The following is a 26852-nucleotide window of genomic DNA, read 5'->3' on the forward strand; positions in this document are numbered from 1 at the left end:
TTGTCGCTGCCTGTGTGTTACAACTACAGATGCAAACAGGTTTATACATAAACTCTTTCTAAAAATATGCTATCGAAAGGTCGCTATTTCTATTACACTCAAAGTTTGCTTTTTATCATTTAATGTTCATGGACTTAACAACCCTTTTTAGTATTGACCCTCTTCGTTGGCCAGATATCGGTGCCGCTGTTTTAGCTGGTGCTATTATTGGTTTAGAACGCCAGTTACGCGGTAAACCCGTTGGGATCAGAACCTCCTCACTGATAGTGTTAGGCACTTATACCTTTATTATGCTCTCGATGCAGGTGAACAATGAAGTCGCTGACCCTTCACGGATCATCGGTCAGGTTGTCACTGGGATCGGCTTCTTGGGTGCCGGTGTGATGCTGTCAAAAGAAGGAGTTGTGGTGGGTGTTACCTCAGCAGCGGCGATTTGGATGCTGGCAGCTATTGGTATTTCCGTTGCAGTAGCAGGCCCACTCATCGCGATTAAAATGGCGGTGATTGTGGTGGGCATTTTGTACGGTGTAGACTTGTTAGAATCGAGCTTTACCAACCTCACTCGTGGTGTTCATGGCAAGTACACAGGTTGGAAGACCAGAGTGAAAAAAGATGCCAAATAATACGCGATTACAAGAGGCCAATTTAACGCCTGGCTATGTCGCCAAACGTAGCGATGTTAAGGTCTCCACTTTACACTTCTACGAACAAAAAGGCCTAATTCGTAGTTGGCGAAATAGCGGTAATCAACGCCGCTACAAACCCGATGTACTCAGACGAATAGCGGTGATCAAAGCCGCGCAAAAAATGGGGGTGACACTAGAGGAAGTCAAACTAACGCTTAGCACCTTGCCCGATAGCCGAACACCAACAAAAGCAGACTGGGCCAAGCTTTCTAGGGCGTGGCAACAAAAACTAGACGAAAGAATTGCCTACATGCAAAGAGTGAGAAATCAAGTGGAAGGCTGTATTGGCTGCGGATGTTTATCAATGAAAAGTTGCCCTATATATAACCCTGATGATGTGTTGGGCGAGACAGGCAATGGTGCCTTACTGTTAGGCAAAGACTGGTAAGTAGCACATAATTATTTACCAACACGCACTATTATATTCCAAAGCATTCAGGTTTAAGTCAGTGCTAAAGCTTATAATCCCCGCTCTTTTCGTTTTCTATTATGCTTATGACTACAATAAGCACAACTAATATCAACTATGAACACACTGCTAGAATTTCTTAAAAATCGTAACTGGATGCTGTGGGCGCTCATATTAGGCGTGGCAACTGGGCTTATTTTTGGTGAACGGGTGGCATTTTTACAACCGCTAGGCGCAGGCTTTGTTAAGCTGATGCAAATCACTATATTTCCCTATATTGTGGTGAGCCTGATTGTGGGGCTAGGTAAGTTTGACCCTGAACAAGTACGCAGTATTTTACTCAAAGCAGCCACCGTAATGCTCTGCTTATGGGGTGTTGGCCTTTTTGCGATTTGGTGTTTTACCTTTACTCTGCCACAACATGATGCTGGAACGTTTTTCTCCCCAGCACTAATTGCACCGACCAATCATATTGATTTTGCGCAGCAGTATATTCCAGCAAACCCTTTCGCGTCGTTAGCCGAGGGCAATGTACCTGCTATTGTTATTTTTTGTATTGCTTTAGGTATGGCGCTCATCGCGAACAAACGCAAAAACACTGTGCTGGAATTTCTTGATGTCATTGGCCAAGGTTTAACGGTTATCTCGAAAAAAGTAATTGCTATCTTTCCCATTGGTATTTTTGCTATGACAGCCAGCACGGCGGGTACACTCAGTGTCGAAGAGCTGAACAATCTGCAAGTATACTGGGTATTAGTGCTATGCCTTGGTTTGTACTTAATGCTAGTGCTTCTACCAATGCTGGTTGCAGCGCTGACACCTATCAAATACCGCGCCTTAATCTTAGTAATGCGAAACGCTTGGATAACCGCTTTTAGTACTGGCAATGTATTTATCGTGCTCCCAGTGATCACCGAGGGTATAAAAGAGCACTTACGTACCATCAAAAAGAATGATGAACAGGCAGATCATATATCCGAAGTACTGGTGCCCATCGCCTATACTTTTCCGAGCCTTGGCAAACTGACCACTCTCATCTTTGTAATGTTTGCAGGGTGGTTAACAGGCAACCCAATTAGCTTAGCCGATATTCCAAATGTCACCCTTTCTGCCATGTTAAGTTACTTTGCGAATGTTCACTTAGCCATTCCATTTATGCTTGATAGTTTAAAAATACCTGCCGATAGCTATCAACTTTATTTATCGATGTCAGTATTAACCTCCAAGGTCGTATCGCCAACCACAGTGGTTTATATTTTTGCGTTTGTATTTTTAAGTATCTTTTATTGCCGCAAACAATTGCACTTAAAACGATTACGCTCGATATATTATTTGACTTTGTTCAGTGCGCTATTGCCCGCATTTATGTTGGCAAGCTTTACATTAAACAGCTATCTTGCCAAAAACTCACAAGCAGCAGATGAAGTGATAGCCAATATGGTGATCGCAGATAAGGTCCCAGCTCATGTTTTAGGATATGTCCCTAAGGCTTATCAAAGTGGCGAGTTGTCATTAACGAATATTGATGTGATTAAAAAGCGTAATCTGCTTAGGGTTGGTTATCTAATTGATAACGTGCCGTTTAGCTACTTCAATCAGAAAAATGAACTGGTGGGTTTTGACATCAGTTTGGCACACCGTTTAGCATCAGATTTAAACGTAAATGTTGAATTTATTCCATTCAAAAAGCATCAGCTCAACGAGTATCTAAATAAGGGCTTTTTTGATGTAGCCATGTCTGGTCTTGAGATCAACGTGGCTGATCTTACCAAGGTTCGCTTTAGTGATCAGGTGTTACAGTTGCAACTAGCATTACTCGCTAGAGATCATCAACTCGATAGATTTTCAACTTTAAAAGACATCGCTCAGCAAACATTGACCATCGCTCATGTTGAATATGCGCCTTTGTTACATCAGGTTGCCAAAGGCTACCCCAATATAGAGTTCAAACAACTACCCAACCTTAAAGCCTATTTCGCGGGTCCAGATAAATATGATGCTCTGGTGATAAGTGCTGAAGCGGGCTTTGCATGGAGCATGTTTTACCCTGAATTTGGGGTGGTTGTGCCACAAGGTGATATCAGCAAATACCCAACAGGATTTGCAGTTGCCAAGCGTAATTATGACCTTTTGAATTACCTCAACGCATGGTTGGATATCCAACATGCTAATGGTCAAATTGATGCAAACTACCGATACTGGATATTGGGCCAAGGCAGTCAGAAAACCTCGAAACGCTGGTCGCTCATTGATGAATATGCGCCCGAGCTACTGAATTAGCAGCTCATAGCTTAACCAGAATAAGCCCGCTGTTTGCGCAAAGCTCAATAATAAAAGCTTTGCGTTAAACTGCCATTTCTGACACTTATGGCGAAAACTCTTTTGTGCGATGAACATCGTCATATTGCCAGCAAGCCATGATATGGCTAACAGTTTAGCCTCGCTCACACGCCTAGAAGCGCTGATAGCACGTTGTTTGTCGACCCAAAATAGCAATAGAAACAACGCATTGAAAATAACCAAATAAGTCACGATACCCAATGCGTAACGTATATCACTGTGGCTAAAACACACGGTCAATACTGCGATCAACAACCAAGTGCACACCGACAGTCCATAAGACAGCCCCAAACAAGTCAAATTAAAAGAAAACGCAGGCAAAACAAACTCAAGAAGTACCAAGTTGTGCCGATTCTATCTTAAATGATAGCACTCAGATATAGCTAAATAAGGTTATTCCCAGTCACATTCTTTGACCGCATCAAACCACTGCTCATTGAATGATTTTTTCACCGGTATTAAGGGGCGTGTCACCTCAACCTCAAGTTTCGGTGCTAAATATTTATGCACCCAGGCCCTTACCGTGTCACTTTCTAATTCTTCATAGGCCACTTTCAAGGAAAGTTTGAGTTTGTCATCCGGTGAGTTGCCCTGTAGCTGTTCAAAACGCGCCTGCAACCATGATAGTAATGCTTGTTTAGATTGATTGGGAAAAATGGACGTCAATCGAGAGGTTGGGCCAATCAAACGCTGATAATTCATTGTTTGCTCTTTGATCAGAAACACAAACAACAGGTTGATCCCTGCTGAAATCTTGCCGGAACGTTTATCTACTTCCTGATAATCATTTAATGCTTGTCGAAACAAACGCTCTGCTTCATCAACCTTTCCTTCATCCAGCGCCAAAGCGCCCAAATTATTTTCTATCATCGCAAGTACTGGAGTTTGTTGTAACTGCTCAGCCAACGTACGAGAGCGAGCATACAGTGCACGTGCTTTTGAATGATTGCCCTGCTCTCTCGCCACTAAGGCCAAACTATTGGTGAGTGTCAAACGTTGTCGGTCATTTTGCGCATACTTATATGAGCAATCCAAAGACGTCTGCGCATCGTTGTAATACTCCTCTCTGCGCAACCAAATGCCCAATGCACTCAAAATGGTGGTGATGTTACTTCTAAAATGAGGGCTTTTTCGGGCAGTAAATACCGCTTCGAGAGATTCTATCAAACGGGGCATTTGATTGGTGGGCACAGAGGCGCGCATCGCAATAATGTGCCAACGTATAAATAAATGCTCTGGAAGCTCTTCTGGTTTACCCATATTTTCGAGTAGTACGATGGAATGAGCAGGATTAACCATCAGGTAATCTTCGGCTTCATTCATTATACCAACAGGATTCACAACGCGAGCATCAGGCCCAAAGCTGAAGCACAACACCAGAAATAGTAACAGTACTCGCAATACACCCTCACCGCTTTGCTAACCACTAAGTTTAACTCTAGTTGCTAAAAACTAAATATTCAAAGCGTATAACCAAACGGGGTCTATCGTTGCGCTTTTTCCTGTTGGCGAACTTTATTTATCAGCAACAAGATATTTGCTGCCGCCGTCGCATCTTCTAAAGCTCGGTGATGCTGTTTTAGCTCAATGCCCAAGGCATCACATAGTTTTCCCAACGAATACGAACTGTGCCCAGGTAAATATTTCCGAGCCAACTGCACAGTGCAAAGCTTAGGCTTGCTAAATACGGCTCCCAAACGTTGAAATTCTTGTTTTAAAAACCCCATATCAAAGTTCACGTTATGGGCGACAAAAATTGCTTTTTCACACATGGCAGTGACCTGATCAGCGATTTCTGAAAACTCTGGCGCATCGGCTACCATGTTATTGTCTATTCCCGTCAACTGGGTGATGTATTTTGGAATTGAACGCTTAGGATTCACTAAGCTTTGCCACGTTGCAACGATCTCACCTCTTTCAATTCGTACAAGAGCTATTTCTGTAATACGGTCAAACTGACTCTTTCCACCTGTGGTTTCAATATCCACCACCACATACGTCTGATTTGGGTCAAATTGCCAGTGAGTACGCTGTATTTTTACGTCAAAACCACTGTCTGTCAGCCTATTTATCGACACCAGTTGATTGCGTCTAAGCGAATCTCCCGGCGCTTTAATTTCCTCAAATCGCAACGTGTTACTTTCAAGCACCATCAGATCAGGGTATCCGTCCTTTAAATTTTTAAAATCTTGACTCATAGCACGCAACAAAGAGGTTATCGCATCCAAAGGTGCCGCTTCTGCCAATACAAACAACTGTTCTATCAAGTCGTCGTGCCAAACAAACAACGCATTTTGCTGATGAAAATAGCGGGTTATTTGTTTTAATAGCCAACTTTTAAAACACGGAGCCTGATTGATTTGTTCTAATTTATGTTCAATTTCATGTGATAGTACGTGATAAAAACGATTAAATTTAAGCAATTGTGGGTATCGCTCAAACTCGTTCACGGCCATAGATAACTCATGTTCGTATAGCTCCTGCCAGAAAACAATACTAAACAACGCCAGCCATAACTGATTTTCACAATGCCAGCTCTGTGCACCGTGGCGCGCATAGTAAGCTATCACGCCTTGCTCAGTATTGCCTTTATAGGCTTCTTCCAAAGCAATCGAATCGGGACTTTCACGTAGTAAATCTGTCAATATTGAGGTGCGCTTTTGCTGAAATTTTCTCAGCATGAAATCTTTTGCAAACAATAACAAAGACTCATCATTTGGCTCGGCCAGAATGGCCTCTAGTTGCTCGCGACATTGCGCATGAGCACCGAGTGAAAACATCAAGCGAATGCGCTTTTCTTGCGCCTTACTAGTGGTACAACGGGCAAGCAAAGACACTGATAATTGTTGGTCATGTTGTTCTAACAAACATGCGAGTTTATAAAACAGCTTGTCTTGACGGTAACTGGCTTGCTCCTGAAGCTCAAAATCGAAATTGCGATGGAGTAAAGAACAAGATAAGGCCTTTGCGCTGTCTAGGGTTATATCACCAAGTGATTGATAAAGCCGTGCATATTCAAAGGCACACTGCGCTTGCTGGTAATCGCTAAAATAACTTGCTGGATTAACCTCTGAGTGAGTTTTCATCACCCCTAAGTCTCGCATGGAAAACTGCGTCAAGTTTGTTTCTAAGCGATTGAAAAACAAAAATAACAGATAGTCAAATAGTGGCGCGATTTTAACAGACAAATATCCTTTATAAACCATGGATTGTTCAATATGAGTAAACGTAATATGCTGACGTGTGAAGTCTAACCAAACTGCCTTTTTTGCACTCCGTATGGGATAGTTTGCCAACTCTGCGCTCAGACAAATATCTTGTAATTGTGACTTGGTCAACACACTCAGCCACGCTTGATAGTCGTGGGCGGCAACATCACCGATAAACTGGGCGTCACGCAAACCTTTTAGCGCCTGTTCTAAATTATCAATTTCAGCGTAATTAAGAGAATCGAACGCGACAAAATTAGATTTTCTATTTAACAGACGAACCAACAAGCAACGTTCATACTCAGCAAGCTCTTCAATGCGTGCAAGTGTGAGTTTATCTTGCGCTGATAACAAATGACCATTACTTAATGTAATGCACTCTACAAACTCATGGTAGTGATCTAGGTAGTATTTTTCAGGAAGTTGTTTTTGCACGCACACACCAAAACTGTGTTTTTATACAGTATTGCATGTCTCTCGTTTATGAACCAGTACTAGTTTTGTGTGTGTGGTAGCCATTGTAAGAGTTTATCGACTAAAACATCCTGCACTATCGGCTTGGCAATATAGTCATCCATGCCTGCTTCTAGACATTTGGCTTTGTCTCCTACCATAGCATTTGCTGTCATGGCTATAATAGTGATGTGGGCATAATACTCTCCGGCTTCACCACTTCTAATCAATTTGGTTGTTTCATAACCGTCCAACTCTGGCATCTGACAGTCCATGAGCAATAACGTGTAGCGGTCTTCGTCTTGTCGTTGCGCCAGTAGACTCAATACTTCCTTCCCATCAGCAACAACATCGACAATTTTTAAACCTATCTTTTTCAGCATACTGGTAGCAACAATTTGATTTACTTGGTTGTCTTCTGCCAGCAAGATACGAATGGATGCATCCCACTTAATAGCATCATTGGCCGATTGCGGAAGGTTTTTCCCGCCTTTAATGTAGCGCTTCTCAGCCGAGCTGTTGACATGCATGTCCTGTGCACCGTCTTTCAAAATAGTCAGTGCGGTAATGAGATCCGATGTAGTGGCGGGTTTAGGAAAATAGGTCGCGAATCCCAGTTTAGCAAAGTGTCCTACTTCCCAGCGAAAGCCCATTGGCGTCATCATGATAAGTTTCATCGCATCATACGCTTGATGTTCGCGGATCGCTTTGCCAAGCGAAGTACCGTCCATTTCTGGCATTTGCATATCAATAAAAGCAATATCAAAACATGTCGAGTGTGTTTGTGTAAACTTACGGCATTGTTCTAGCGCCTGTTTAGCAGACGACACACTACATACCTGCGCCCCCCAATACTCCAATTGCTTACTCAGCACTGCGCGATTTGTGTCATTATCATCCACAACGAGTATGTGTAGAGCGGCTGTCTTTATGGTAGGCTGAACCAGTTCAGACTCACCGCACTTGCGCATCAGTACATTGAAAGTAAACTGACTACCTTGTTTGGGGTCGCTCTGTACCCGAACAGTTCCTCCCATTAATTCACATAACTTTTTAACTATCGCCAACCCTAACCCAGTACCGCCGTACTTGCGTGTAGTTGACGCATCAACCTGTGTAAAAGACTGAAACAGCTTACCCTGTTCACTTTTTGCAATACCAATACCGGTGTCTTTCACAACACACTCAAATTGCCAGTGCTGCTCATCATGTTCTTTCAAAGTTGCACAGATCACCACTTCCCCCTCATCAGTGAACTTGATGGCATTGCCCACCAAATTAGTGAGAATTTGTCTCAAGCGACCAGGATCGCCTCTAACTAATGATTCATTCACATACGTGGTATCAAGAATCAACTCAAGTCCCTTGCTCTGCGCTTGAATTGCAACCGATTCTGCAAAATCTCCTAACATACTTCGTAAGTCATATTCTAATTCTTCAAGTTCAAGCTTACCGGCATCCACTTTGGAGAAATCAAGTATGTCATTGATCAAAGACAACAAAGAGGTCGCACTGTTTAGTGCAATCGTTGCTCGGTGATTTTGTTCTTCACTTAGCTCACTATTTAGAAGTAAATTAAGCATTCCAAGTACACCATTCATCGGCGTTCTTATCTCATGACTCATTGACGCTAAAAACTCACTTTTAACTAAGCTTGCCTGTTCGGCTGCTATTTTGGCCTCTTGTAATGCTTGTCTTGAGTGAACCCAATCCGTTATATCTTGCTGAATACCCACATACGCTTTCAACTCACCTGTTTTGTCAAACACCGGCGATAACTCCAAGCTATTCCAAAAGACTTCACCATTGCGTTTGTAGTTGATCAGTCTTGCTGAAAACTTCTTTTTGCCCTGCAGTGCCTGACGCATTTTTGCAACAACTTCACGAGATGTTTCTTCACCTTGTAAAAAGCGACAGTTGGTCCCTAATACTCTTTTGTCATAGCCGGTCATTTCACTAAATGCGCGGTTAATAAATACTAAAGGGAGATCGGGCTGAGTGGCATCTGAAATTGATATACCCACGGTACATGACTCTATTGCTTCTGCTAGCATATCGTTGTGCTCTTTTGCTTGTTTTAAAGCACTTTGATATACACGCTGCTCCGTTATATCAGTGAGAGATCCTGCCATTCTGATCGCTCGACCATCCTTGCCCTTGAGTGCCACACCTTTGGCACGAAAAAATCGTACTTCGCCACCATAGGCGCGTATCCTCAGTTCAACATCAAAAGGTTTATTGTATTTAAAGTGGTAACGCAGCTCTTGCTGCATCGTTAGTCTATCTTTTTCGTGGATATGTGATGAAAAAGCCTCTATGTCATTTGGAAAACCTACGGTGTCATCTTTGTCGTAACCAAGCAGCTCTCTAAATCTTGGCGCAAAATATATCTGTTGTTTTTCCAAGTCCCAATCCCAAAGGCCGTCGTGACTACCTTGAATAGCTAACTTATATCTTGATTCATTTGCCTTTGCTTGTTGTTCTGACTTTTCTAAACGACGATACGGGTTCAACAACAACTGACGGCCAAACAACATCAGCAATCCCGCTGAAATTGTCAGGCTTATCGCTATTGCCCAAGCTATATCACGTTGAAATGAAGATACGCTATCGTCTAGCCAACTAGTTTTAATGAGGTATTCATAGGCTATCCCTGTTGCGCCTATCGTGTCCGTATCGATACTGATATAGCTACTACTTGAGTCTGAATTGTTAAAGGTAAACCACTTACCTTGGAGTGAAACGGCTGTATCGTCATTTTTTAAGGTATCAGCCAATAGCGCATTTAAACTGGTACTAAATTGAGCAATCAACACGCCTTCGGTGAATCCATTGTATTGAATGGGTACCGCAATTTTAAAATGCTCTTTGCCATTGATTGTATTTAATAAAATTGCCGTCTTGCTTTCAGAACGCAGCACCTGCTGTAGCCAGTTCGGATTTGAGTTGCTTGATGAGGGAGCCGCATCACTGTTATATACTTCATCACCAAGTACATTCACAATTCTTATACGTTCTTTTTGGCCTAACAGGTGATAAGCAGCAAGAAAATCGGACAATGATGCTTGTGAGTGGTCACTTCCCATTACACCATGAATTATAAGTGGGTGACGAACAAGGTCGCGTAAGATTTGTTCTCTGGTTTCAAGAAATTGCCGCAAATAGTTTTTAGTCAGTTCAGCCTGTGCTCTGCTGGTGTTAGTTTGCAGTTCAGTGACTGAGTTACTGGCACGTTGACCAACAAGGAACACGCTGATCAGCACCGATAGCAGCAAACTCATCGCTAGAAATGCGTAGAATGCGTTATCCGATGACAATCTCAATAATTTAATCACTGGTTGTTTCATTCTCTACTACCTCATTTCTTCCTTTAGGCAGTAATGTAACTCCGCCATCATGAGCATATCTAGCCATGCAAAAATCATCTTTACCTAAAGCCTCATGCGCGTCTTGATTGCTCATAGACCATACAGAAAAAGGCTTTTTATAAGTTTTTATCAAGCCAACAACGGGATCATTCAAGCGTTCTAACGCGGATCGAAGTAATTTTCTATTGCTTGTCATATCATCACTGAGCTTGATCTGCTGCAGTCCTTGCAATAACAGCTTTCCTAGATCGTAGCTATGAATAAAACCTGTCGGAGCAGCGAGTTGTTCGGGGAATTGTAATCGCTCAGGATATAAACGCTGGGCCAAAGTAACCACCTCCTTAGCATATGTATGAGAGCGATAATCCCGCAACGAGAAGCAGCTTTGAATAAAATGTAACACCAAGCCACTGTTGAGCGACTCTTTCACCGCAGGAAAAAATGCTCCCCCCGTGATCCCCCAATGGCTAATAATGGGTAATTTATTCGTGTCTGCAAAGCTCGCCATCGCATTGACAAAATGTTTACCTTCAAGCGCATTGCCAACAAATAAAATACAATCAGCATCACTTTGCACAATATCGCGAATAATAATTCTGGCACTTGCATACTGTGTATTCCAATTAAACCAGGTCACTCCCGCTATCGAATGTGAACCAACCGCTGCGCGCATCGTTTTTTCATTTGATTCCCCCCATGGGGTATTTTCAAGTAAAAGTTGCATATTGCTACAATACAAGTTCTGCTTGGCATGTTCCACCAAGGTGTATCCGGCTTTAGTGTCATCAATGGACAACCTGAATACCCAATTCTCGGCGTTCGGGTAACGTGTGATCGGGCCACCAGCGGCCCATGGAACCAACAGTAACACGCCATTATCATTAATAAACTCGCGAAATTTAATATACGGCGGGGAATGCAACCCACCCAATACAGCTAATGCGTTGGGGTCATTCAAATATTGCCGCATATGTAAGAAACTGCGATTACTGTTACCGCGGTGATCTTTTTCAACCAGTTGTAACTCGTATCCCTGTATTTGATTGTTGACTTGCGCTAAGGCCGTCGCAAAACCCATCTTCATGGCAAGCGCGGAGGCGTTATGGTTAGAGTAGTCTGAGTCATGGTAGATCTTAAGTACGCGAGGTGCTTCTTTGGCAATACTTATGTAAGAAGCAACCATACAACAGACATATATCAACCAATAACAATGTTTCATAGCATACAAAATCAAGCCCTTCACTGGCTTAAAAATAGCCCATATTCGGCAGACTTGTAGTGTTTAAACCCCACAATCAAGGTTTTACTTCAATTGCGAGCAAACAAAGTTATCGTGATACATAAATCGCAGCCACAAAAATCAGTTAAGACATAATGTGTATATTATATTAACATGTGAACATTATGTTTAATTTACCAGCTATATAATGTTTCATTGTCGTCTTTTTTTGCTGCTGTTGGTGTTAAATCACGTACCGCTCTGGGCTAACATATGTCAGCCACAGGGAGACGGGAATGTCACTGGGGATATTTTGACTTGTAAACGCGTGATTCAAACATTGCCGCCGCAGAGCAATAGTGCGTTTAAAGCATCCCTTGAACTGGTTGAACTATATCGCAAAGCGGGCGACCTAAAACTTGCTAACCAAGTGCTAGACACCCTACTTGAGCGAGATTTAAATCATATTCAAAAGCACAGTGTGATTCGACAAAAAGGTATTAATGCCTACCGCCAGCGCAACTATATTCAAGCACTAGAACACTTTCATGATGCTCAACTTATTGCCCAGCAGTTGGATGATCTCAGTCTCAGTGGTCAGTCAGCGAATGATCTTGCCAATGTTTACCAAGCACTTGGGGACTTAGATACCGCGCTGACTTTATTCTTACAAAGTTACCAACTGGCCAAGCAGCTTGACGATACACACCGTCAGGCTATCACACTGAATAATTTGGGAAATGTATCAAGAGATATTAATCAACTAGATGACGCAATACTCTCTTTTCGCCAAGCTCACATTTTACATCAACAAACGGGCGATATAACAAAAGCAAACCATTCATTGTTAAGCCTTGGGGAAGTATTCCTGAAAAAAAGACAGTTTGAAAAAGCGCAGACTCTCATTAATGACCTGATAACTCCCCTAAATGAAAGTGGTGCTCACGCGCAAGTGTCTAGAGCTTATTTGTTATTAGCGGAAATTGCTATTGCTCAAAACGACATGATACAGGCTGCACATTGGCTAAACGCTCAAAAACGTACTCGTCAATTAATTCAAAGCAGTAATATAGACCAGCGCGCTTTGCTAATAGAGGCAAAGCTTAAACAATTGGAAGGAGACCATGACGCGGCGCAAGTGATCTTAAAACAAGGTCTCAACGCGCATAACCAGCAGAATAGTCAATTAACCGAGCTGTTCTATATCGCACTCATACAGTCTCAGCAGCAAACCAAACGCTATCAAGATGCAGTGGACACACTACAAAGTTATAATAATATGCTCAAAAATAGTCGCTCCCAAAGCGAAAGCTTATATCAATTTCGGTTACAAAGAGCCAATGTCTTAAATACAGTCCCATCATCACAAAGCCACTATTGGTTGCTCACATTAATGTGTTTGGCCTTTGTTGGTGGAGTGTTTGCCACCCTAGTGTACATTAAGAGTCGACTTGTACGTTCATCACCCCCTTCAGTGGATGATACTGTAGCACCCAACACCCACAATCAGCACTTGGATGATGATCGCTCTCGGGTGTTAATGGTAGAGATTATGACTCTTGCTTTAAATGTATGGGAGCAAAGCAGCGGTAGATCTAGAATCGAACTGGCAGAACAAAGCAAAGTGTGGAAAGTTAACATTGATGATGGACGTCTAAGAGTGAGAACATTTGAGCGCTACCTAAGTACAAAAACGCTCCCCAAAAAACCGCGTTGGAGAAATATCATCGCTACCGCAAATCACGTCATTCAGCAATGCGATGCAAGTCACCCACAATTGAATGAATTACAAGAAAAACTAAGGGAACTAGAAGAGATAGCCCTAAATCACCCTTAATTATGGCTAAATGCAATAGTTTCGATGAGGTAAAAAAGGGGCCAAAGCCCCTAAGTACGAAGGTTCCGGTAGATGCTATCAGCGACTGGCATCGCACATATAGCAGGCAAGAGTGACGCCCATATTTGCTTCATAGCGTTGGTGATGCAAATCACCTTTAAATTCATAAGGCCCTTCAAAGCGCGTAAATACGGCCATATCTGCATTGATTATATGACTAAAACTGCTCATGTTGTTAAGCAGCGACTGACACATTTTATTACCCATTTCATAAGCGAGTCGCCAATCATCAAACTGACCACAATCAAGCATGGGTGTCACAGAGTTAGTGCTCAATGTCTTACTATTAAACGCGTTGCAGACATTACTCCCTTCACTATTTAAATATTTAAACGTGCCTGCAGATAAGCTCATTTTGCCAAGCAAAATGGTTTGATTTTTGGGGCATATGGCACTTCCACTAAGCGTTAACTCTTTAACTAATTGGGTGTTGTGTGCGCACACAGAACCAACCGTAAACAGTGAACACAATAAAATAAATTGTTTCATGGCTTGTCTCCTTTTTTGCAGCTCCATATTAGACGAAGGATGGTCTTAATTTCTGTCTTCGTCAGTTGCGAAAATACTGCCTTAAAGAAAATGCCTATGCACACAAAGATACGGGGCAAATGGGTAAACTTGGGAAAAAATACATATGATATATATGATTTATAAAGTTTTATTTTTTTGGTGTGCGAGCCAACAATTGCTTCACTCTCGACTATGTCAGTAGCAGTCAGTGATTTACCCAAATTGCCCCTATCTGACCCTGTTACTTCCTTTTCTACTTCCTGAAAGCATTTCATCATCAAACCGCACATTTATTGATTGTGCCCATTATTGATGAAGGAATACGCAAAATGAAACGTACAATTTTAAATGCCAAAATACTGGCAAACTTTTCCTGTGCTGTACTGCTGAGCAGCGCAACTTTTGCATATGCAAGCACACAAGTCACTGCAAACACCGCGCAAACAAAGTTGCTCACGCAAGAGACTGGACAAATGACGCCCACTGCAGTGAGAGAAACAACATGGCGTGTCATATCAAACTGGTCAACTGATTCAACATCTTTACTTGAATTCATTGCTGACAATGATGAAGAATTCGAACTGGACCGCTATATCGACACGCTGATCCGTGATTACCGAGACGGTGAAGTTTTGACTCAACTGCAAACGCTAGATAAGACTGTTTTAGATCTTTGGTCACACGCTATGGCAGAAGCCACACCTGAAGACAACTATCTATTTACTAGGTATTTGGCTCAATACAAACCTGCACTTTTTGAGCAATGGCTTGCGAGTAACCGAGCACTAACATTACCCGACTATCTTCAACAGCAGTCACCTCAACTTTACGCAACCTGGTACAGTGAACATGCGGCACCTAAACGCAAAGGATTATCGATATTGGAATATGATAAGACCCTGCCGAGTGAGGTTTATGCTGAATTGAAAGACTTGCTCAATAAACTTCCGGTCGGCGGCGCACGCTCACAGTGTGCATGCCAGATGATCACCCCACTTACAGGGTCCGGTCACGTTGTGACCAATTACCCCTCTACGCCAAGTAATTGGAGTGACTATTCCAGTGATAACAGTGGCCTTTCAAAACATAAATTGGACTTTAAAACGACTGCTTATGGTGCATTTCATTCTGGGGATGGTGAAAGGTGGTCAAAACACAAAGTGTATGGCTATGACTCAAGTATCAATCATAACTCCAGCGAGTTCTATGTAAAAATGTTGTGTGCCGATACTAACGGCTATGACTGTAATCAAAGTAACTCTTGTTCTGGTAACTTAGAGGTTCGTGGTACTTATGCTGCTCGCTTCCATGTCACTGGTCAAGCAAAGAAAATCTGGTCCAAAGCAACCAACTCGCACTCAGGCGATGGTGCTAAGTTCGCAGTAGACTTACCAGGTGCCGCACCCGAAGTCGTGCTATTTAACAAAGCAGGCGGCGCAGCGATGAGTTACAACACCGGTTGGGATATCAACTCTGTGCTTGGCGCGCTTAAAGCTGCACTTGGGATCACCGCAGCCATAGTGAGCGACAATCCAGGTAGCTTACTTGACGGTCAACTTGCCAGTGATCTCATTACTAACATTGCGGGAATGATCACTCGTTCTGGCAACGAAGCGACCGTAAACAGCACGATGCGAGCGCGTTTTGACTCTTCAGATGTGAGCCCTTTCCTACTGCAACCCAATGAAGTCTACCACTTCACGCTTGATTCAAATGCCAGAGTAAAAGCCAGAGGCTATGGTGGCTACTCAGACAGCCATTTTGAATACGGCAGTTCCGGCGCAATCATGTATGCCGCCAACCAGTTCACGTGTGGCAGCAACGTCACACCTCCAATGCCAACCGGCCTGTGGTTTTATGCTAATCAGTCTGGTCCAGACAGCGTTGCATCACTTCGCAGTGATGTAGAGACATGGCTGTCTATGCAACTTAATAAGCCTGTCAGCGCAGGTCAGTCACAAGGTATTGTGCATTAAATTCGGATAAATGGATGGCGTATTTCGGTTCGCCATCCAACCTTTCGTAAAAACAAAAGGAATAATCATGAAACAGTTAACAATAACCGTATTGGCCCATATTGCCTTACTGGTTTCAGTGGTAACACCTGCAAAAGCACGAAACTTTGATGCAACGACGTTGCCTATCTTATTTTTCGCACAGGGAGACAATTACCAAGCACTCTCTCCTTGGTATTCTTTAAACTATCAAGCACCACTTATTGAGTTACAAACTTGTTCTGACGCTTCTTGCATACAAACTATTAAATTCAATGGCTTAGAAACCATCAATTCGTTTGATGAGCGCCATTACCACCCTAGTTTTGCGGGTCAGGCCGGTAGCGTGAATAAGCAAAATACTTATTCACAACTCAATCTTGGCCATGACACTCAAGGCACGCTATATGCCAGTGGTAACCAAAGGCGGATAACTTTTACACTACAAGTGACGCAGCAACCTGCATCTTTACACTTCGAGTTCAGCGATGACTACAATACAATCGTAAGTGAAGATAGCGCCTCTTTAAATCGCACATCCAAAACATGTACTTCTCAGTGTTCTACCACTTGGCAAGCCTTCAATATTGACAAAGACGGGCGTTATTCCAGCGCCAAGTTCTCACCAATTCAAGCTGGAGGCTGGGAAATTAATAGTAGCGAAGATGCTGTAAAACTAGAGTTGACCACCTTAATAGGTCAATACCGGGCCCCCGACAAAAACCATCATCAAGACGCGTTACTACAATCAAGTTTCAGACTAAACCAAGACAGTATTATCACGATGCATCAAGGTTTGCTTCATGAACAATATTTTTTTCACAATACACAAGTCCATGGACTCGGTGATGATCACTGGCTACTAGGCCAAGATGATTCGCTATTACTTGCCGACCATACAGCGAATGTACAAGCCGCAATGCCATTGGAAAAGCTAGGTTTAGAACAAATTATTAGTAGCCATATCGGCAGCGATGCACTATTAGTACTGGGAGTGACATCCAAATATACTGAGCCACGCCCTATATCGCAAACTATTATCAGCCAATACCCCCAAACACATACAGGCCCGATGGTAGCCACCCAACTGCTGGAATTGGATCACGCGCTTAGTGTAGTTTCTGCTACTACTATTTATCTACCTGAGTCTGAACTCCCCTACGCGACCATAAAATCTGAGCAATGGGGCATTCTTGTCGGTACTGGGGAAGCGGCTGCTAAATCAACCAGCCATAGTTATGTTACCAATCAGTCTGCTACTGCTATGGGCGGGTGTCCTATGATCACAAGCGGCTATGGCTACGGATTACTATGTTGGAAAGCCCTAAACAACCCAACTCTGACATACACGCCTGCAAATAGCACCATGATCCCCGTTACTGTGGTTGATAACACCACTCCCAACCTGATGAATCAGTTAGAAGCTAATCAACATGGCGTCATTTTTAAAGATGGCGGTAATCCCGTAGATCCCGGTGGTACATGGACGCATCCCGATAATATTGCGACCAGTAAAGAAGAGTTAGCACTGGCAATTGCCATGTATCATTACCGCTGGGGCTCACCTGTTGCCGCCAACATTATTTATCCTGCGGGCAACCCTGCTCAACCGGTAATGTTTAGAGAGGTGGAATATCAAGCCGCTAATAGTAGCAACTTGCCACATAACGTGTGCAACCACTTTGCGGCAAGCTCCGGCTACCCAGAATACCAAGCTGCCAATGCCTGTATGACGCAAACTGGATTTGGGTTATTTTCACTAACGAACCTGACTTTCGATCGCTGGCAAGGTGGAAATTATTACCCTAATCTGAGCGTAAGCGCTCAAGATAACAGCTGGTTTCCATGGTTCACTAGTTTCGTCGGTGACCCTCCAGTGACAGACCCTTTCCAAGCACAAGCCAGCATGGAAATGGCCGCGCGCATTAAGCTCAGTAGCGCCAATTATGGTCGCCTAACACAAGATACCTATCTCAATGGTCAACTATTTAGTCAAGGTATGGTCGCGGGATATTATCGAACTCAAATGTGACATACATCAGCAGCTAAATGACGTCCGTCTTTAGAGTGATAGTGAAACACTATCACTCTACTCATCATTATTGTGCTGCTATTTTTTGTAACTGCTTTTGCACTGATTGCCATGTTTGTTCGTCATTAATGATCCGCCCATGCCCAAGCCCCTGAGTGCTCAATAACTGTACATGAGGATATTGCTTTACTACCGTCTGGGTGTTGTCATAAAGCGCGAATCGGTCTTGCACATCATGGATGATCAACATATTGTCGTGTTTTGCTAAATGTAACTCTGGCAGTAGGCTTGCAAAACGCATTTGGTGCTGTTGCTCAACAGAGTGAATCACACTTTTAAACAAAGTCTTAGATATACCCGTGGATAAAATGCGTTGCTCAAAGCCATTGTAAAAATCAAATGGTGGGGCAATCAAAATATGCGAGCGAGGATCGAGAATATTCAGTGCCGCAACACACCCCATTGAATGACTAATCGCGGCATGAACTTCCACATTTAGATGCTTTTTCACCGCATCAATGGCACGAATAAACAGCGGTAAATTTGCCTCTCTTCCTGCGCTCATGCCATGAGCATAATGATCAAATGCCACCGCTTTATAACCAATCGCGGCAACCTTTTCCATCAATGGATAAAACTGACTGGCACTACCAGACCAACCGTGTGTGAATAACACAACAGGACCTTGCCCAATCTCATACACATGTAGCGCTTCGAATTGAGTATTAATTGTATAATCTGACATACCTTGCGGTTTGCTCACTTTTGAGCGATGACGCACAGGCGTCAGTAATAGACGACGCGCAAATTTTTTGCCAACCGTAGGAGCTATACGGGCAACTGTACTAGACAAGGCTTTAATACCGTAATAACTGAGCGGTTTTGCACCTGATTTGTCTGAAAAATAGATTTTACTGCTCATACTGTGCTCCTTGATGGCGCTCAACCAATTGTTTTAATGCTTGGTTAAACCTTGAATGACTCTCATCTTCAAGGCCAACCCAAGCCATATGCTGTGATCCCAAATAAAGAGAATACAGTTCATAAGTGAACTGCTTTGCGTCCGTTTTTTCACTCAGTTGTTGCTGTGTAATCGCATCAGCGACGAGCCGATTTAAATAACTGATCCAGCTTTGTAGTTGTGCTTTGACTGAATCACGCACAGCGCCAGGTTGATCGTCAAACTCCACCGCTGCTGAGATAAAGATGCAAGTACAGGCTTGTTCTTGATACCAACTCTGCCAAAGCTCACAGGTTTTTAGCAATTTAGCTAACGCAGAAAGATTTTCATCTACAGGCTTTATCACCGTTTCCACAAAAATAGCTTTTGCATGTTCTAATACAGCCAATTGCAAATTCTCTTTCGAGTTGAAGTGGGCAAACAGCCCTGATTTAGACATACCAGTGGCAGCAGCCAAGCCACCTATGGTCAAATCATTTAAACTGGTCGCTGTGGCAATATTCAATGCCGTTGCTAGCACCTGCTGCTTAGTTTGCTTACCTTTTCCCATACCACACCAAAATAGAACGAACGTTCGTTTTTATAATACAACAAAACTCTCCTGTTGCAACTATCTGTGCCCAACTTTTTCACTCTGGGTATATTCAGACATCGTGCAGTAGGGTTTCAGGCGCGCAAAAAATGCAATACTTCACAAATAAGTTTACGCATTAAAATACCTATACAGCTGATATTAATAAGATTAACATCCATGTTCACAGTTAAACGTAGCAACTTACTATGAAAAAAATAATCCTTTTTGTGTTACTTCTACCGTTTATGCTGCAGGCCAATGTTGAGTCAACAACACTTGAAATGCATCCTATAACAAAAAATATCTATCAACATATTTCCTATCTCGATGTACCACCGTGGGGACGCGTTGCAGCAAATGGCCTCGTAGCTGTAATTGAACAAGACGCTTATATTATTGATACACCGTGGACTATTGCAGATACAAAACAATTAGTTGCTTGGATAAAAGCACAAGGACTAACTCCCAAAGCGGCTGTGATCAGCCATTTTCACCAAGATGCCAGCAACGGTATTGCGTATTTAAACGAAGTAGGCATCGACACCTATGCAAGTACGCTCACCAATTCTTTGTTGGCCAAACAAAACCTGCCACAGTCAAATATTAGCTATTCAGACCAAAGCCTAACGATAGCCAATGGTACAATTGAAATATTCGCGCCCGGCGCAGGTCACAGTTCAGATAATATTGTGGTCTGGTTTGCACAGCAGAAAATGTTATTTGGCGGTTGCTTTGTTAAGAGTCTTGAGAGTACCAGTTTGGGCAATATTGCAGATGCATCTATCGACAGTTGGTCCATATCAATCAATAACGTACTAAAGAAATATCCAGAGATTAAGCAAGTGGTGCCTGGGCATGGAAAAATTGGCGATGTGAGTTTATTAGCGCATACGGCAAAATTAGTCAGCAAACAAGCGCACCGCACACACTAGCAAGCTATAAAGCGGCAGCCTCTAGACTACCGCTATAACTTAAACGTATATACTAGTAGCCGGTTTCATACCAAGCATTCGCAGTATTGGTTCTTTCCCATGTACCATCTTTGTATAGGATAAGCGCTGAAGCACTATTTTGTGAGTACGCTCTGATGGTTGCGTTACAGCTTGTACCGCCGCTACAGTTTGCCTTTCCTTCCCAACGAACTTCTTGAATCGGCTTAGAGATGTTGCTTAGATAGAACTTACCCGATGTCGAATTGCCAAATGAGTAGTCAAATGCACCACAATTTTTAGTGCCATTTGCAAATGAGTTACCGCCAGATTTAGGGTATACATCACACACTAACGTAGTTGCCAATGCAGAACCTGCAAATAGAGTACCCGCAATTACAGTCATCGCTTTTAATGTTGTTTTCATTTTGTTTCCTTGTATTAAAACTTAGTTATTCTTAATGCAACTTTGTTGCAACATAACGAATAGACAAAGGATGAAAACAATGCAAGTTTTGTAGATAATTTTTTTCATCAAACTTATTCGAGAAAAATAAACTATTCGTCCCCATTATTTCAGCTGATGTCATGATCCCAGTGTTGTTTTTAGCAAGAAAAAAGCAGCCATAATTGACTGCTTTTAGATAGGTATGGTGCACACACCATACAAAGGTACTTGTTACATTTACGGGTTAATCGGGAGAACCTCCGCCCATTTGACTTTGGATATAATTGGGCAAACCAACCAGTTTGATAAGACCTAAATGTTGCTCAAGCCAGTATATATGATCCATTTCGGTATCATCTAACAGCTTTTCAAGCATCTCACGCGTGACATAGTCTTTTTCTTTTTCACACTCAGTAATGATACTTTTTAAACTAGCAGCTACCGTCATCTCCGCAGCCAAGTCGTTTTCTAGCATTTGCTGCACATTATCACCCACATGAATGGGTTTTCTACTAGCCGTATCGGGTGTGCCTTCTAAGAATAGAATACGCTCAATGATGTTTTTTGCATGATCTAGCTCTTCGTCATACTCGTGTGCCAACTTGTGACCCAATTTGCCAATCCCCCAATCTTCATACATTTTTGAATGCGCCAAATATTGGTCCATTGAGGTCAATTCAAGTGTCAGCTGCTGGTTGAGCAAATCAATAATCTTTTTACTACCTTGCATGCTTTTACTCCTCAATCTGCGATTGCAGATAATTTTCAATGCCTGTGTGTTTGATCAGATATTGCTGCGCTTCAATCCAGTCTACATACTCTTCTTCGTACTCTAGAATATCTTCAAGTAGCTCACGGCTCACGTAATCGTGTTCTTGCTCACACAAAGCAATGGCTGACTTTAGCTCTGGAATTTGCTCCATCTCAAAGGCCAGATCACAGCTGAGCATTTCTTCGCAATGCTCACCAATGCGCAGCTTTTCAAGATGTTGTAGATTGGGTAGCCCTTCCAAAAACAAAATACGCTCAATTAAGTCGTCAGCTTGTTTCATGTCTTTGATGGACTTTTTGTAGGCTTTTTCGTTTAACTCCTCTAAGCCCCAGTTTTTATACATGCGGGCATGAAGAAAATACTGGTTGATTGAGGTGAGCTCTAACGTCAGTATTCGATTTAATACATTTAAAACTTGCTTATTACCCTGCATGGGGCCCCCTAAAAAAACAAACACACGCCCCATAAACCTAGTCGAAAACGAACACAACGCAAGACCGATTCGAACTAAATAGAAATTTAATATATTCTTTTAAAATAAATGACTTATAACATTATTGAGAGTGATTCACATTGTGAATTGCAGTTACAATTGCAATGCTTTTTTCGTAGTGATTTAAAGCTAGTAGCAAGCCACACGCGATGCAAGTTTGTGCGTCTCGCGAAGTATACTTCTAGCTTAACTCACAGATGCTTTTTCACTTGGATATTTAATCGCTTAGCTAAACGTACCAGATTGGCCCTGTCTAACTGTAATGCTCTGGCTGTTGCTGACCAGTTGAGGCTATTTGCTTCCAGCGCTTGAACGATCCGTTGACGCTGAAATTCATCTACGGCTTGTTTTAGAGGTTTAATATCGACGCTAATTTGCTCTTTGATCCTCTGCTGTGTATTGACTGAATTTGACACATGGAGTTCGCAATGCTCAGGTTCGATACAAATGATCTCCGTGGGCCACTGCGCCTGCTTGGCCTTGAGCGCACTGCGACTGATCACATGTTCAAGTTCGCGTATGTTACCCGGCCAATCGTAGTTCATCAGCAACTTTGATAATTGACTATGCATGGTAAGTTGTTTAATCCCAAGCTTTTTTCTTACCTGTTCAATAAAAAACCCCGCTAACAAAGAGATGTCTTCACGTCGAGCTCTTAGTGGTGGAACACTAATAGGATAAACACTTAAACGGTGGTATAAATCTGCACGAAACCGACCATCAATCACTTCTTGTTTGAGATCACGATTGGTTGCGGCTATTACTCGCACATTAACCTGTTGTGTTTGATCTGCCCCTACAGGTTGAATTTCTCCACTTTGCAGTACTCTTAGTAACTTGCTTTGAATGCTCAGTGGTAACTCACCTATCTCATCTAGAAAAATTGTCCCCCCATCAGCCAGCATAAATTTGCCTTCTCGATGCTTATCAGCGCCCGTAAACGCCCCCTTGCGATGACCAAAAAACTCACTCTCTGCCAAATTTTCGGGTAACGAGGCGCAATTGACTTGCACAAAAGCCTGTTCCGCTCGTTGTGAGGCCTTATGAATATTGCGCGCAACCAGCTCTTTACCTGTGCCTGTTTCACCTAAAACCAATACCGTGAAATCTGAGCTAGCCACCAGTTGCACATCATTGTTTAGCACATTCATGCACTCGCTTTGCCCCACCATGTCGTGAGTTGCTTGATTTAAGGCGGTCATCAAGGCATTACCGTGCTGTGCCTTTCTAAGTAATTGCTCACCGTAGAGCACACACTTAAGTTGCTCATTTACGATATCATTGATGTGCTGTAAAAATGAGTCACTAAAACCATCAAAACTGCCGATGGTCAAACTATCAAAAGTTAATAACCCGAGTAATTGTTGGTCATCAAACAGCGCCATACCCATACAAGAATGCACAGGCATATCTCCTTCTGTTGCCAACAACAAGCCATCGTAAGGATCTGGTAAGTCGCTATGTTCATCAAACCGAACTGGGCCACGCGCTTTGCTGATTGCCTCAAGCCTTGGATGCGCGCCAAGCTCAAAGCGACGGCCAAACGTATCTCGCGTCAAGCCTGCTAGTGCCACAGGCGTCAACATTCCGTTTTGATTGAGTAACAAGGCCACTGCATCCGCGTTGATACACGCTTTAACCGCTTGGATCAGCGCACTGTAAAAGCCATTCACTGAATGTGATGTGTGTGAAGGCTGAGCACGGGTTAGGGTCATACTCAGGGTGAATAATTGAGAAAGCGTTTGTGGATTCAAGTCAAAAAGACCCATTTAGTTTATTTGGCCACAAATAAAGATATGTCAAATTGACTCAAACCGCAAACACGAAATACTTAAAGCATTGAAATAAAACAACTTTTAGTTTGGCATAGAGTCTGCAATAGCTAAGTACTGTTAATCTCTAGAAGTATTTACTTATGCAAGATGCCACTTTTGTGCTCAAAGCCGCTAATGTCACACTCGTATTGCTGGCGCTGTGTTTTAGTGCCAGCGTGCTGGCCAGCTACCCCTTGGCACCATATTTTGCGTTACCTACGCAGATAGCGCTGCATATCTCAAGTATCATCATCGCAGCACTGTTTAAACTCAGTTATGTTGTGCGCTGTGTTTGCCAGTATCAATTAGGCATGGAGGTGAAGTAATGCGCCCCATCAACTTGATTGAACCTATCGCTGAGTACAAATGGTATCAAATACAACATTGGCCTATATTGATGCTAGCGTTTCGACCGATGTTTTTATGTGCGGCTATTTGGTCTGTGCTAAGTATCGCACTTTGGGCCGCAATGTTAGCTGGCGTTCTTAGTTGGCGCGCCGACACACCCGCAACACTTTGGCATGCCCACGAAATGATCTTTGCCTTTGCTGGCGCTGTGGCCACTGGGTTTTTGCTTACCGCCGCGCAGAACTGGACCAATGTACCAAGTGTTAGTGGCTACAAACTGGGTCTTTTGGTGGTAATTTGGTGCCTTACCCGCGCCATATTTTTTGTTCAGCCAAACCTTGTTTGGTTGGTACTGATGGGGCAACTGGCCTTTTGGCTCGCCGCTATCGCTTGTCTAAGCACCATGTTACTGCGTGCCAAATCTAAGAATAATTATGTATTTATCTTCATTCTTGCAGCACTTTGTACATTCAACTCACTGTTTTTATTATTAATTGAGCAAGGTGACTTTGCACTCGCACGCTCGTTTAGCCAAGTGGCGGTATTGATGTTTATGGCACTGATAGGCGTCATCGGTGGTCGAGTGATCCCATTTTTTACCGCGCGAGGTTTAGCGCTTGATACGCAGGTGCGATCACCGAAACTTGACCGTCTATTGCTTTGGGTGAGCCTCTTTGGCGTAGCTGGGTTTGTACTCAGCGAAGTATTTAAACTTGCGCTTAATCCCGGTTATTTGCTTGGCCTTGCAGCTTTGTTACATATCACCCGCAGTGTACTGTGGTTTGACTACCGAGTATTCACCGTGCCATTACTCTGGTCTTTACACCTTGGTTATGCCCTCAGTGCTACAGGTTTACTACTGCTGGCTGCCAGCTTTTTCAACCCCATTATTGCCTTTACCGATGCGCTGCATTTAATCACGCTTGGCGGTATTGGCTTGCTCATTATCGCCATGATGGCGCGAGTGTCCTTGGGTCACACTGGTCGGCCATTGCAAGTCCAACACGCTATCAGCGTTGCTTTTATCGCGATTGCTTTGGCAGCGATATGCCGCGCATTTTTCCCTAGTTTGATAAACCCACACCAGGCTTGGCTGTACAGCGCTGCGCTGTGGTGTGCTGGTTTTACCTTATTTGTTCGTTACTACTTTACCGTGCTCACGCAAAAGCGTGTCGATGGTCGTCGTGGTTAATTTTTATTTGGAGTTTATATGTTATCTGAACGTACTATTTCGTTGGTTAAAAGCACCGTTCCTTTGTTAAGTGACGCAGGCACAGCTGTGACTGCTCACTTTTATCAGCGCATGTTTTCACACAACCCTGAGCTGAAAAACATTTTTAATATGACCAATCAGCACACGGGTAAGCAACAATTCGCGCTGTTTAATGCCATCGCCGCCTACGCAACGCATATTGATAACCCACAGGTTTTACAAGATGCCATCGGCCGTATTAATCATAAACATGTGAGTTTAAATATTCAGGCCGAGCATTATGACATTGTTGGGCACCACCTTATTGAAACTCTTAAAGAACTCGCACCTGAGCAATTTACACCAGAGATTGAACAAGCATGGCGTGAAGCCTATGGTTTTTTGGCGGATTTGTTTATCACCCAAGAAGAAGGGCTTTATCGCACGGTTGAGCAACAACACGGGGGGTGGCGAAATGGTCGTGAGTTTGTAATTGCCAAACTTGTACAAGAATCAGAAAACGTGAAAAGCTTTTACCTTAAGCCTTGCGATGAGCGTGCTATCAGCCACTACCAAGCAGGTCAGTTTATCGCTGTGAGCGTGACGCCTTCACAAAGTGAGCATACGCAAATTCGCCAATACTCACTGTCACAATCGCCTAAACATGACCATTATCGCATTAGCGTTAAACGTGAGGGGTTAGTCTCAACTTATCTACACCAATTGGCTGTTGGCGATACCTTAACCCTTTACCCACCCGCTGGGGATTTTGTGCTGAAAAACACCACGAATGACAAGGTGTTTGTTAGCGCAGGCGTGGGCATAACTCCCATGATGGCGATGTTAGAGCAAGCACTAACAAATGAAACTGAAGCTCGTCTGTCATTCATTCATGCCTGTGTTGACCCGTCCCAGCACAGTTTTAAACAAGACATTGAGCAGCTTGCAGCGCAGCATTCAAACGTGACCAAAGAAGTCTGGTATGAGCACAGCGAGGGCAGTGATAAAACCGGTCGAATCGAGTTACAACACAGTGCGCTGTCACTCCCCTATGAACATGGCGAGTTTTATCTGTGTGGCCCCAGCGCGTTTATGGCGGCGATTAAGCAGCAGTTGCTGGCGCAGGGCGTCGCGCCAGAGCGAATTTTATATGAGGTGTTTGGGCCACATGAGAGTCTGTAAGCGCTCATCAAGTTAATGGGTG

Annotated in this window: 22 protein-coding genes; 10 read left to right on the forward strand and 12 right to left on the reverse strand. The window is 43.1% G+C overall.

Translation table 11 applies throughout. From position 1 onward, the window contains the following. The first annotated feature begins 128 nt into the window (after positions 1–128). The 3 genes from C2M32_RS18625 (at position 129) to C2M32_RS18635 (ending at position 3375) form a co-directional block, all read left to right on the forward strand. The gene (locus C2M32_RS18625; RefSeq protein ID WP_105169803.1) at positions 129–623 is read left to right on the forward strand and encodes an MgtC/SapB family protein; all 495 of its coding nucleotides are present in this window, start codon (positions 129–131) and stop codon (positions 621–623) included. Continuing rightward, positions 613–1074 (forward strand): redox-sensitive transcriptional activator SoxR, encoded by a 462-nt coding sequence (soxR, locus tag C2M32_RS18630; protein ID WP_105169804.1) that lies wholly within the window; start codon positions 613–615, stop codon positions 1072–1074. The genes C2M32_RS18625 and soxR overlap by 11 nt, the downstream gene beginning before the upstream one ends. Before the next feature lie 138 nt (positions 1075–1212). Next, complete coding sequence (locus C2M32_RS18635; protein WP_105169805.1) at positions 1213–3375, forward strand: cation:dicarboxylate symporter family transporter; 2163 nt, start codon at positions 1213–1215, stop codon at positions 3373–3375. Here the strand turns inward: C2M32_RS18635 and C2M32_RS18640 are convergent. From C2M32_RS18640 to C2M32_RS18660, 5 genes are all read right to left on the reverse strand, one after another. After that, on the reverse strand, positions 3364–3702 hold the full coding sequence (locus C2M32_RS18640; RefSeq protein ID WP_158678280.1) for a DUF1294 domain-containing protein: 339 nt from the start codon (positions 3700–3702) through the stop codon (positions 3364–3366). The genes C2M32_RS18635 and C2M32_RS18640 overlap by 12 nt on opposite strands. Before the next feature lie 126 nt (positions 3703–3828). Further along, complete coding sequence (locus C2M32_RS18645; protein ID WP_234401350.1) at positions 3829–4836, reverse strand: tetratricopeptide repeat protein; 1008 nt, start codon at positions 4834–4836, stop codon at positions 3829–3831. An 83-nt stretch (positions 4837–4919) separates the two neighbouring features. Further along, positions 4920–7079 (reverse strand): exonuclease domain-containing protein, encoded by a 2160-nt coding sequence (locus C2M32_RS18650; RefSeq protein ID WP_105169807.1) that lies wholly within the window; start codon positions 7077–7079, stop codon positions 4920–4922. A gap of 59 nt (positions 7080–7138) precedes the next feature. Further along, positions 7139–10444 carry a PAS domain-containing hybrid sensor histidine kinase/response regulator gene (locus C2M32_RS18655; RefSeq protein WP_105169808.1) on the reverse strand — a complete coding sequence of 1102 codons (3306 nt, stop codon included), beginning with the start codon at positions 10442–10444 and terminating at the stop codon, positions 7139–7141. Continuing rightward, the gene (locus C2M32_RS18660) at positions 10425–11648 is read right to left on the reverse strand and encodes an ABC transporter substrate-binding protein (RefSeq protein WP_234401351.1); all 1224 of its coding nucleotides are present in this window, start codon (positions 11646–11648) and stop codon (positions 10425–10427) included. Before C2M32_RS18660 ends, C2M32_RS18655 begins: the two co-directional genes overlap by 20 nt. Before the next feature lie 349 nt (positions 11649–11997). Here C2M32_RS18660 and C2M32_RS18665 point away from each other — a divergent pair, with 349 nt between their 5' ends. Next, complete coding sequence (locus tag C2M32_RS18665; RefSeq protein WP_234401352.1) at positions 11998–13521, forward strand: tetratricopeptide repeat protein; 1524 nt, start codon at positions 11998–12000, stop codon at positions 13519–13521. Positions 13522–13599: 78 nt separating this feature from the next. Here C2M32_RS18665 and C2M32_RS18670 read toward each other — a convergent pair whose 3' ends face one another. After that, complete coding sequence (locus tag C2M32_RS18670; protein ID WP_105169811.1) at positions 13600–14070, reverse strand: hypothetical protein; 471 nt, start codon at positions 14068–14070, stop codon at positions 13600–13602. A gap of 350 nt (positions 14071–14420) precedes the next feature. Between C2M32_RS18670 and C2M32_RS18680 the strand changes: the two genes are divergently transcribed. Together C2M32_RS18680 and C2M32_RS18685 are read left to right on the forward strand one after the other, a co-directional pair. After that, positions 14421–16067 carry a hypothetical protein gene (locus C2M32_RS18680; RefSeq protein ID WP_234401353.1) on the forward strand — a complete coding sequence of 549 codons (1647 nt, stop codon included), beginning with the start codon at positions 14421–14423 and terminating at the stop codon, positions 16065–16067. Positions 16068–16134: 67 nt separating this feature from the next. After that, the gene (locus C2M32_RS18685) at positions 16135–18117 is read left to right on the forward strand and encodes a hypothetical protein (protein ID WP_105169813.1); all 1983 of its coding nucleotides are present in this window, start codon (positions 16135–16137) and stop codon (positions 18115–18117) included. Positions 18118–18184: 67 nt separating this feature from the next. Here the strand turns inward: C2M32_RS18685 and C2M32_RS18690 are convergent, their stop codons facing one another. Together C2M32_RS18690 and C2M32_RS18695 are read right to left on the reverse strand one after the other, a co-directional pair. Next, complete coding sequence (locus C2M32_RS18690; RefSeq protein WP_105169814.1) at positions 18185–19039, reverse strand: alpha/beta fold hydrolase; 855 nt, start codon at positions 19037–19039, stop codon at positions 18185–18187. Continuing rightward, positions 19029–19628: a TetR/AcrR family transcriptional regulator gene (locus tag C2M32_RS18695; RefSeq protein ID WP_105169815.1), complete on the reverse strand. Its 600-nt coding sequence runs from the start codon at positions 19626–19628 to the stop codon at positions 19029–19031. Before C2M32_RS18695 ends, C2M32_RS18690 begins: the two co-directional genes overlap by 11 nt. A 230-nt stretch (positions 19629–19858) precedes the next feature. Between C2M32_RS18695 and bla the strand changes: the two genes are divergently transcribed. Then, positions 19859–20584, forward strand: coding sequence for a subclass B1 metallo-beta-lactamase (gene bla, locus C2M32_RS18700; protein ID WP_105169816.1), 726 nt, complete (start codon positions 19859–19861; stop codon positions 20582–20584). Positions 20585–20636: 52 nt separating this feature from the next. Here the strand turns inward: bla and C2M32_RS18705 are convergent, their stop codons facing one another. From C2M32_RS18705 to norR, 4 genes are all read right to left on the reverse strand, one after another. Continuing rightward, positions 20637–21008 (reverse strand): hypothetical protein, encoded by a 372-nt coding sequence (locus C2M32_RS18705; protein ID WP_105169817.1) that lies wholly within the window; start codon positions 21006–21008, stop codon positions 20637–20639. Positions 21009–21273: 265 nt separating this feature from the next. Next, positions 21274–21759 carry a bacterioferritin gene (gene bfr / locus C2M32_RS18710; protein WP_105169818.1) on the reverse strand — a complete coding sequence of 162 codons (486 nt, stop codon included), beginning with the start codon at positions 21757–21759 and terminating at the stop codon, positions 21274–21276. Between the two features lie 4 nt (positions 21760–21763). Further along, the gene (gene bfr, locus C2M32_RS18715) at positions 21764–22234 is read right to left on the reverse strand and encodes a bacterioferritin (RefSeq protein WP_105169819.1); all 471 of its coding nucleotides are present in this window, start codon (positions 22232–22234) and stop codon (positions 21764–21766) included. 251 nt (positions 22235–22485) lie between these two features. After that, entirely contained in the window at positions 22486–24063 is a 1578-nt protein-coding gene (gene norR, locus C2M32_RS18720) for a nitric oxide reductase transcriptional regulator NorR (RefSeq protein ID WP_105169820.1), read from the reverse strand. A gap of 146 nt (positions 24064–24209) precedes the next feature. On the opposite strand from norR, the gene C2M32_RS18725 reads away from it, so the two are divergent. The 3 genes from C2M32_RS18725 to hmpA are packed head-to-tail and all read left to right on the forward strand — an operon-like array spanning position 24210 to position 26830. Next, positions 24210–24434: a hypothetical protein gene (locus tag C2M32_RS18725; protein WP_105169821.1), complete on the forward strand. Its 225-nt coding sequence runs from the start codon at positions 24210–24212 to the stop codon at positions 24432–24434. Continuing rightward, complete coding sequence (locus C2M32_RS18730; RefSeq protein ID WP_105169822.1) at positions 24434–25648, forward strand: NnrS family protein; 1215 nt, start codon at positions 24434–24436, stop codon at positions 25646–25648. The genes C2M32_RS18725 and C2M32_RS18730 overlap by 1 nt, the downstream gene beginning before the upstream one ends. Before the next feature lie 18 nt (positions 25649–25666). Next, positions 25667–26830 carry an NO-inducible flavohemoprotein gene (gene hmpA, locus C2M32_RS18735; RefSeq protein WP_105169823.1) on the forward strand — a complete coding sequence of 388 codons (1164 nt, stop codon included), beginning with the start codon at positions 25667–25669 and terminating at the stop codon, positions 26828–26830. Positions 26831–26852: the final 22 nt, after the last annotated feature.

Origin of the sequence: Pseudoalteromonas sp. T1lg23B (assembly GCF_002964665.1) — a bacterium.
GTDB lineage: Bacteria > Pseudomonadota > Gammaproteobacteria > Enterobacterales > Alteromonadaceae > Pseudoalteromonas.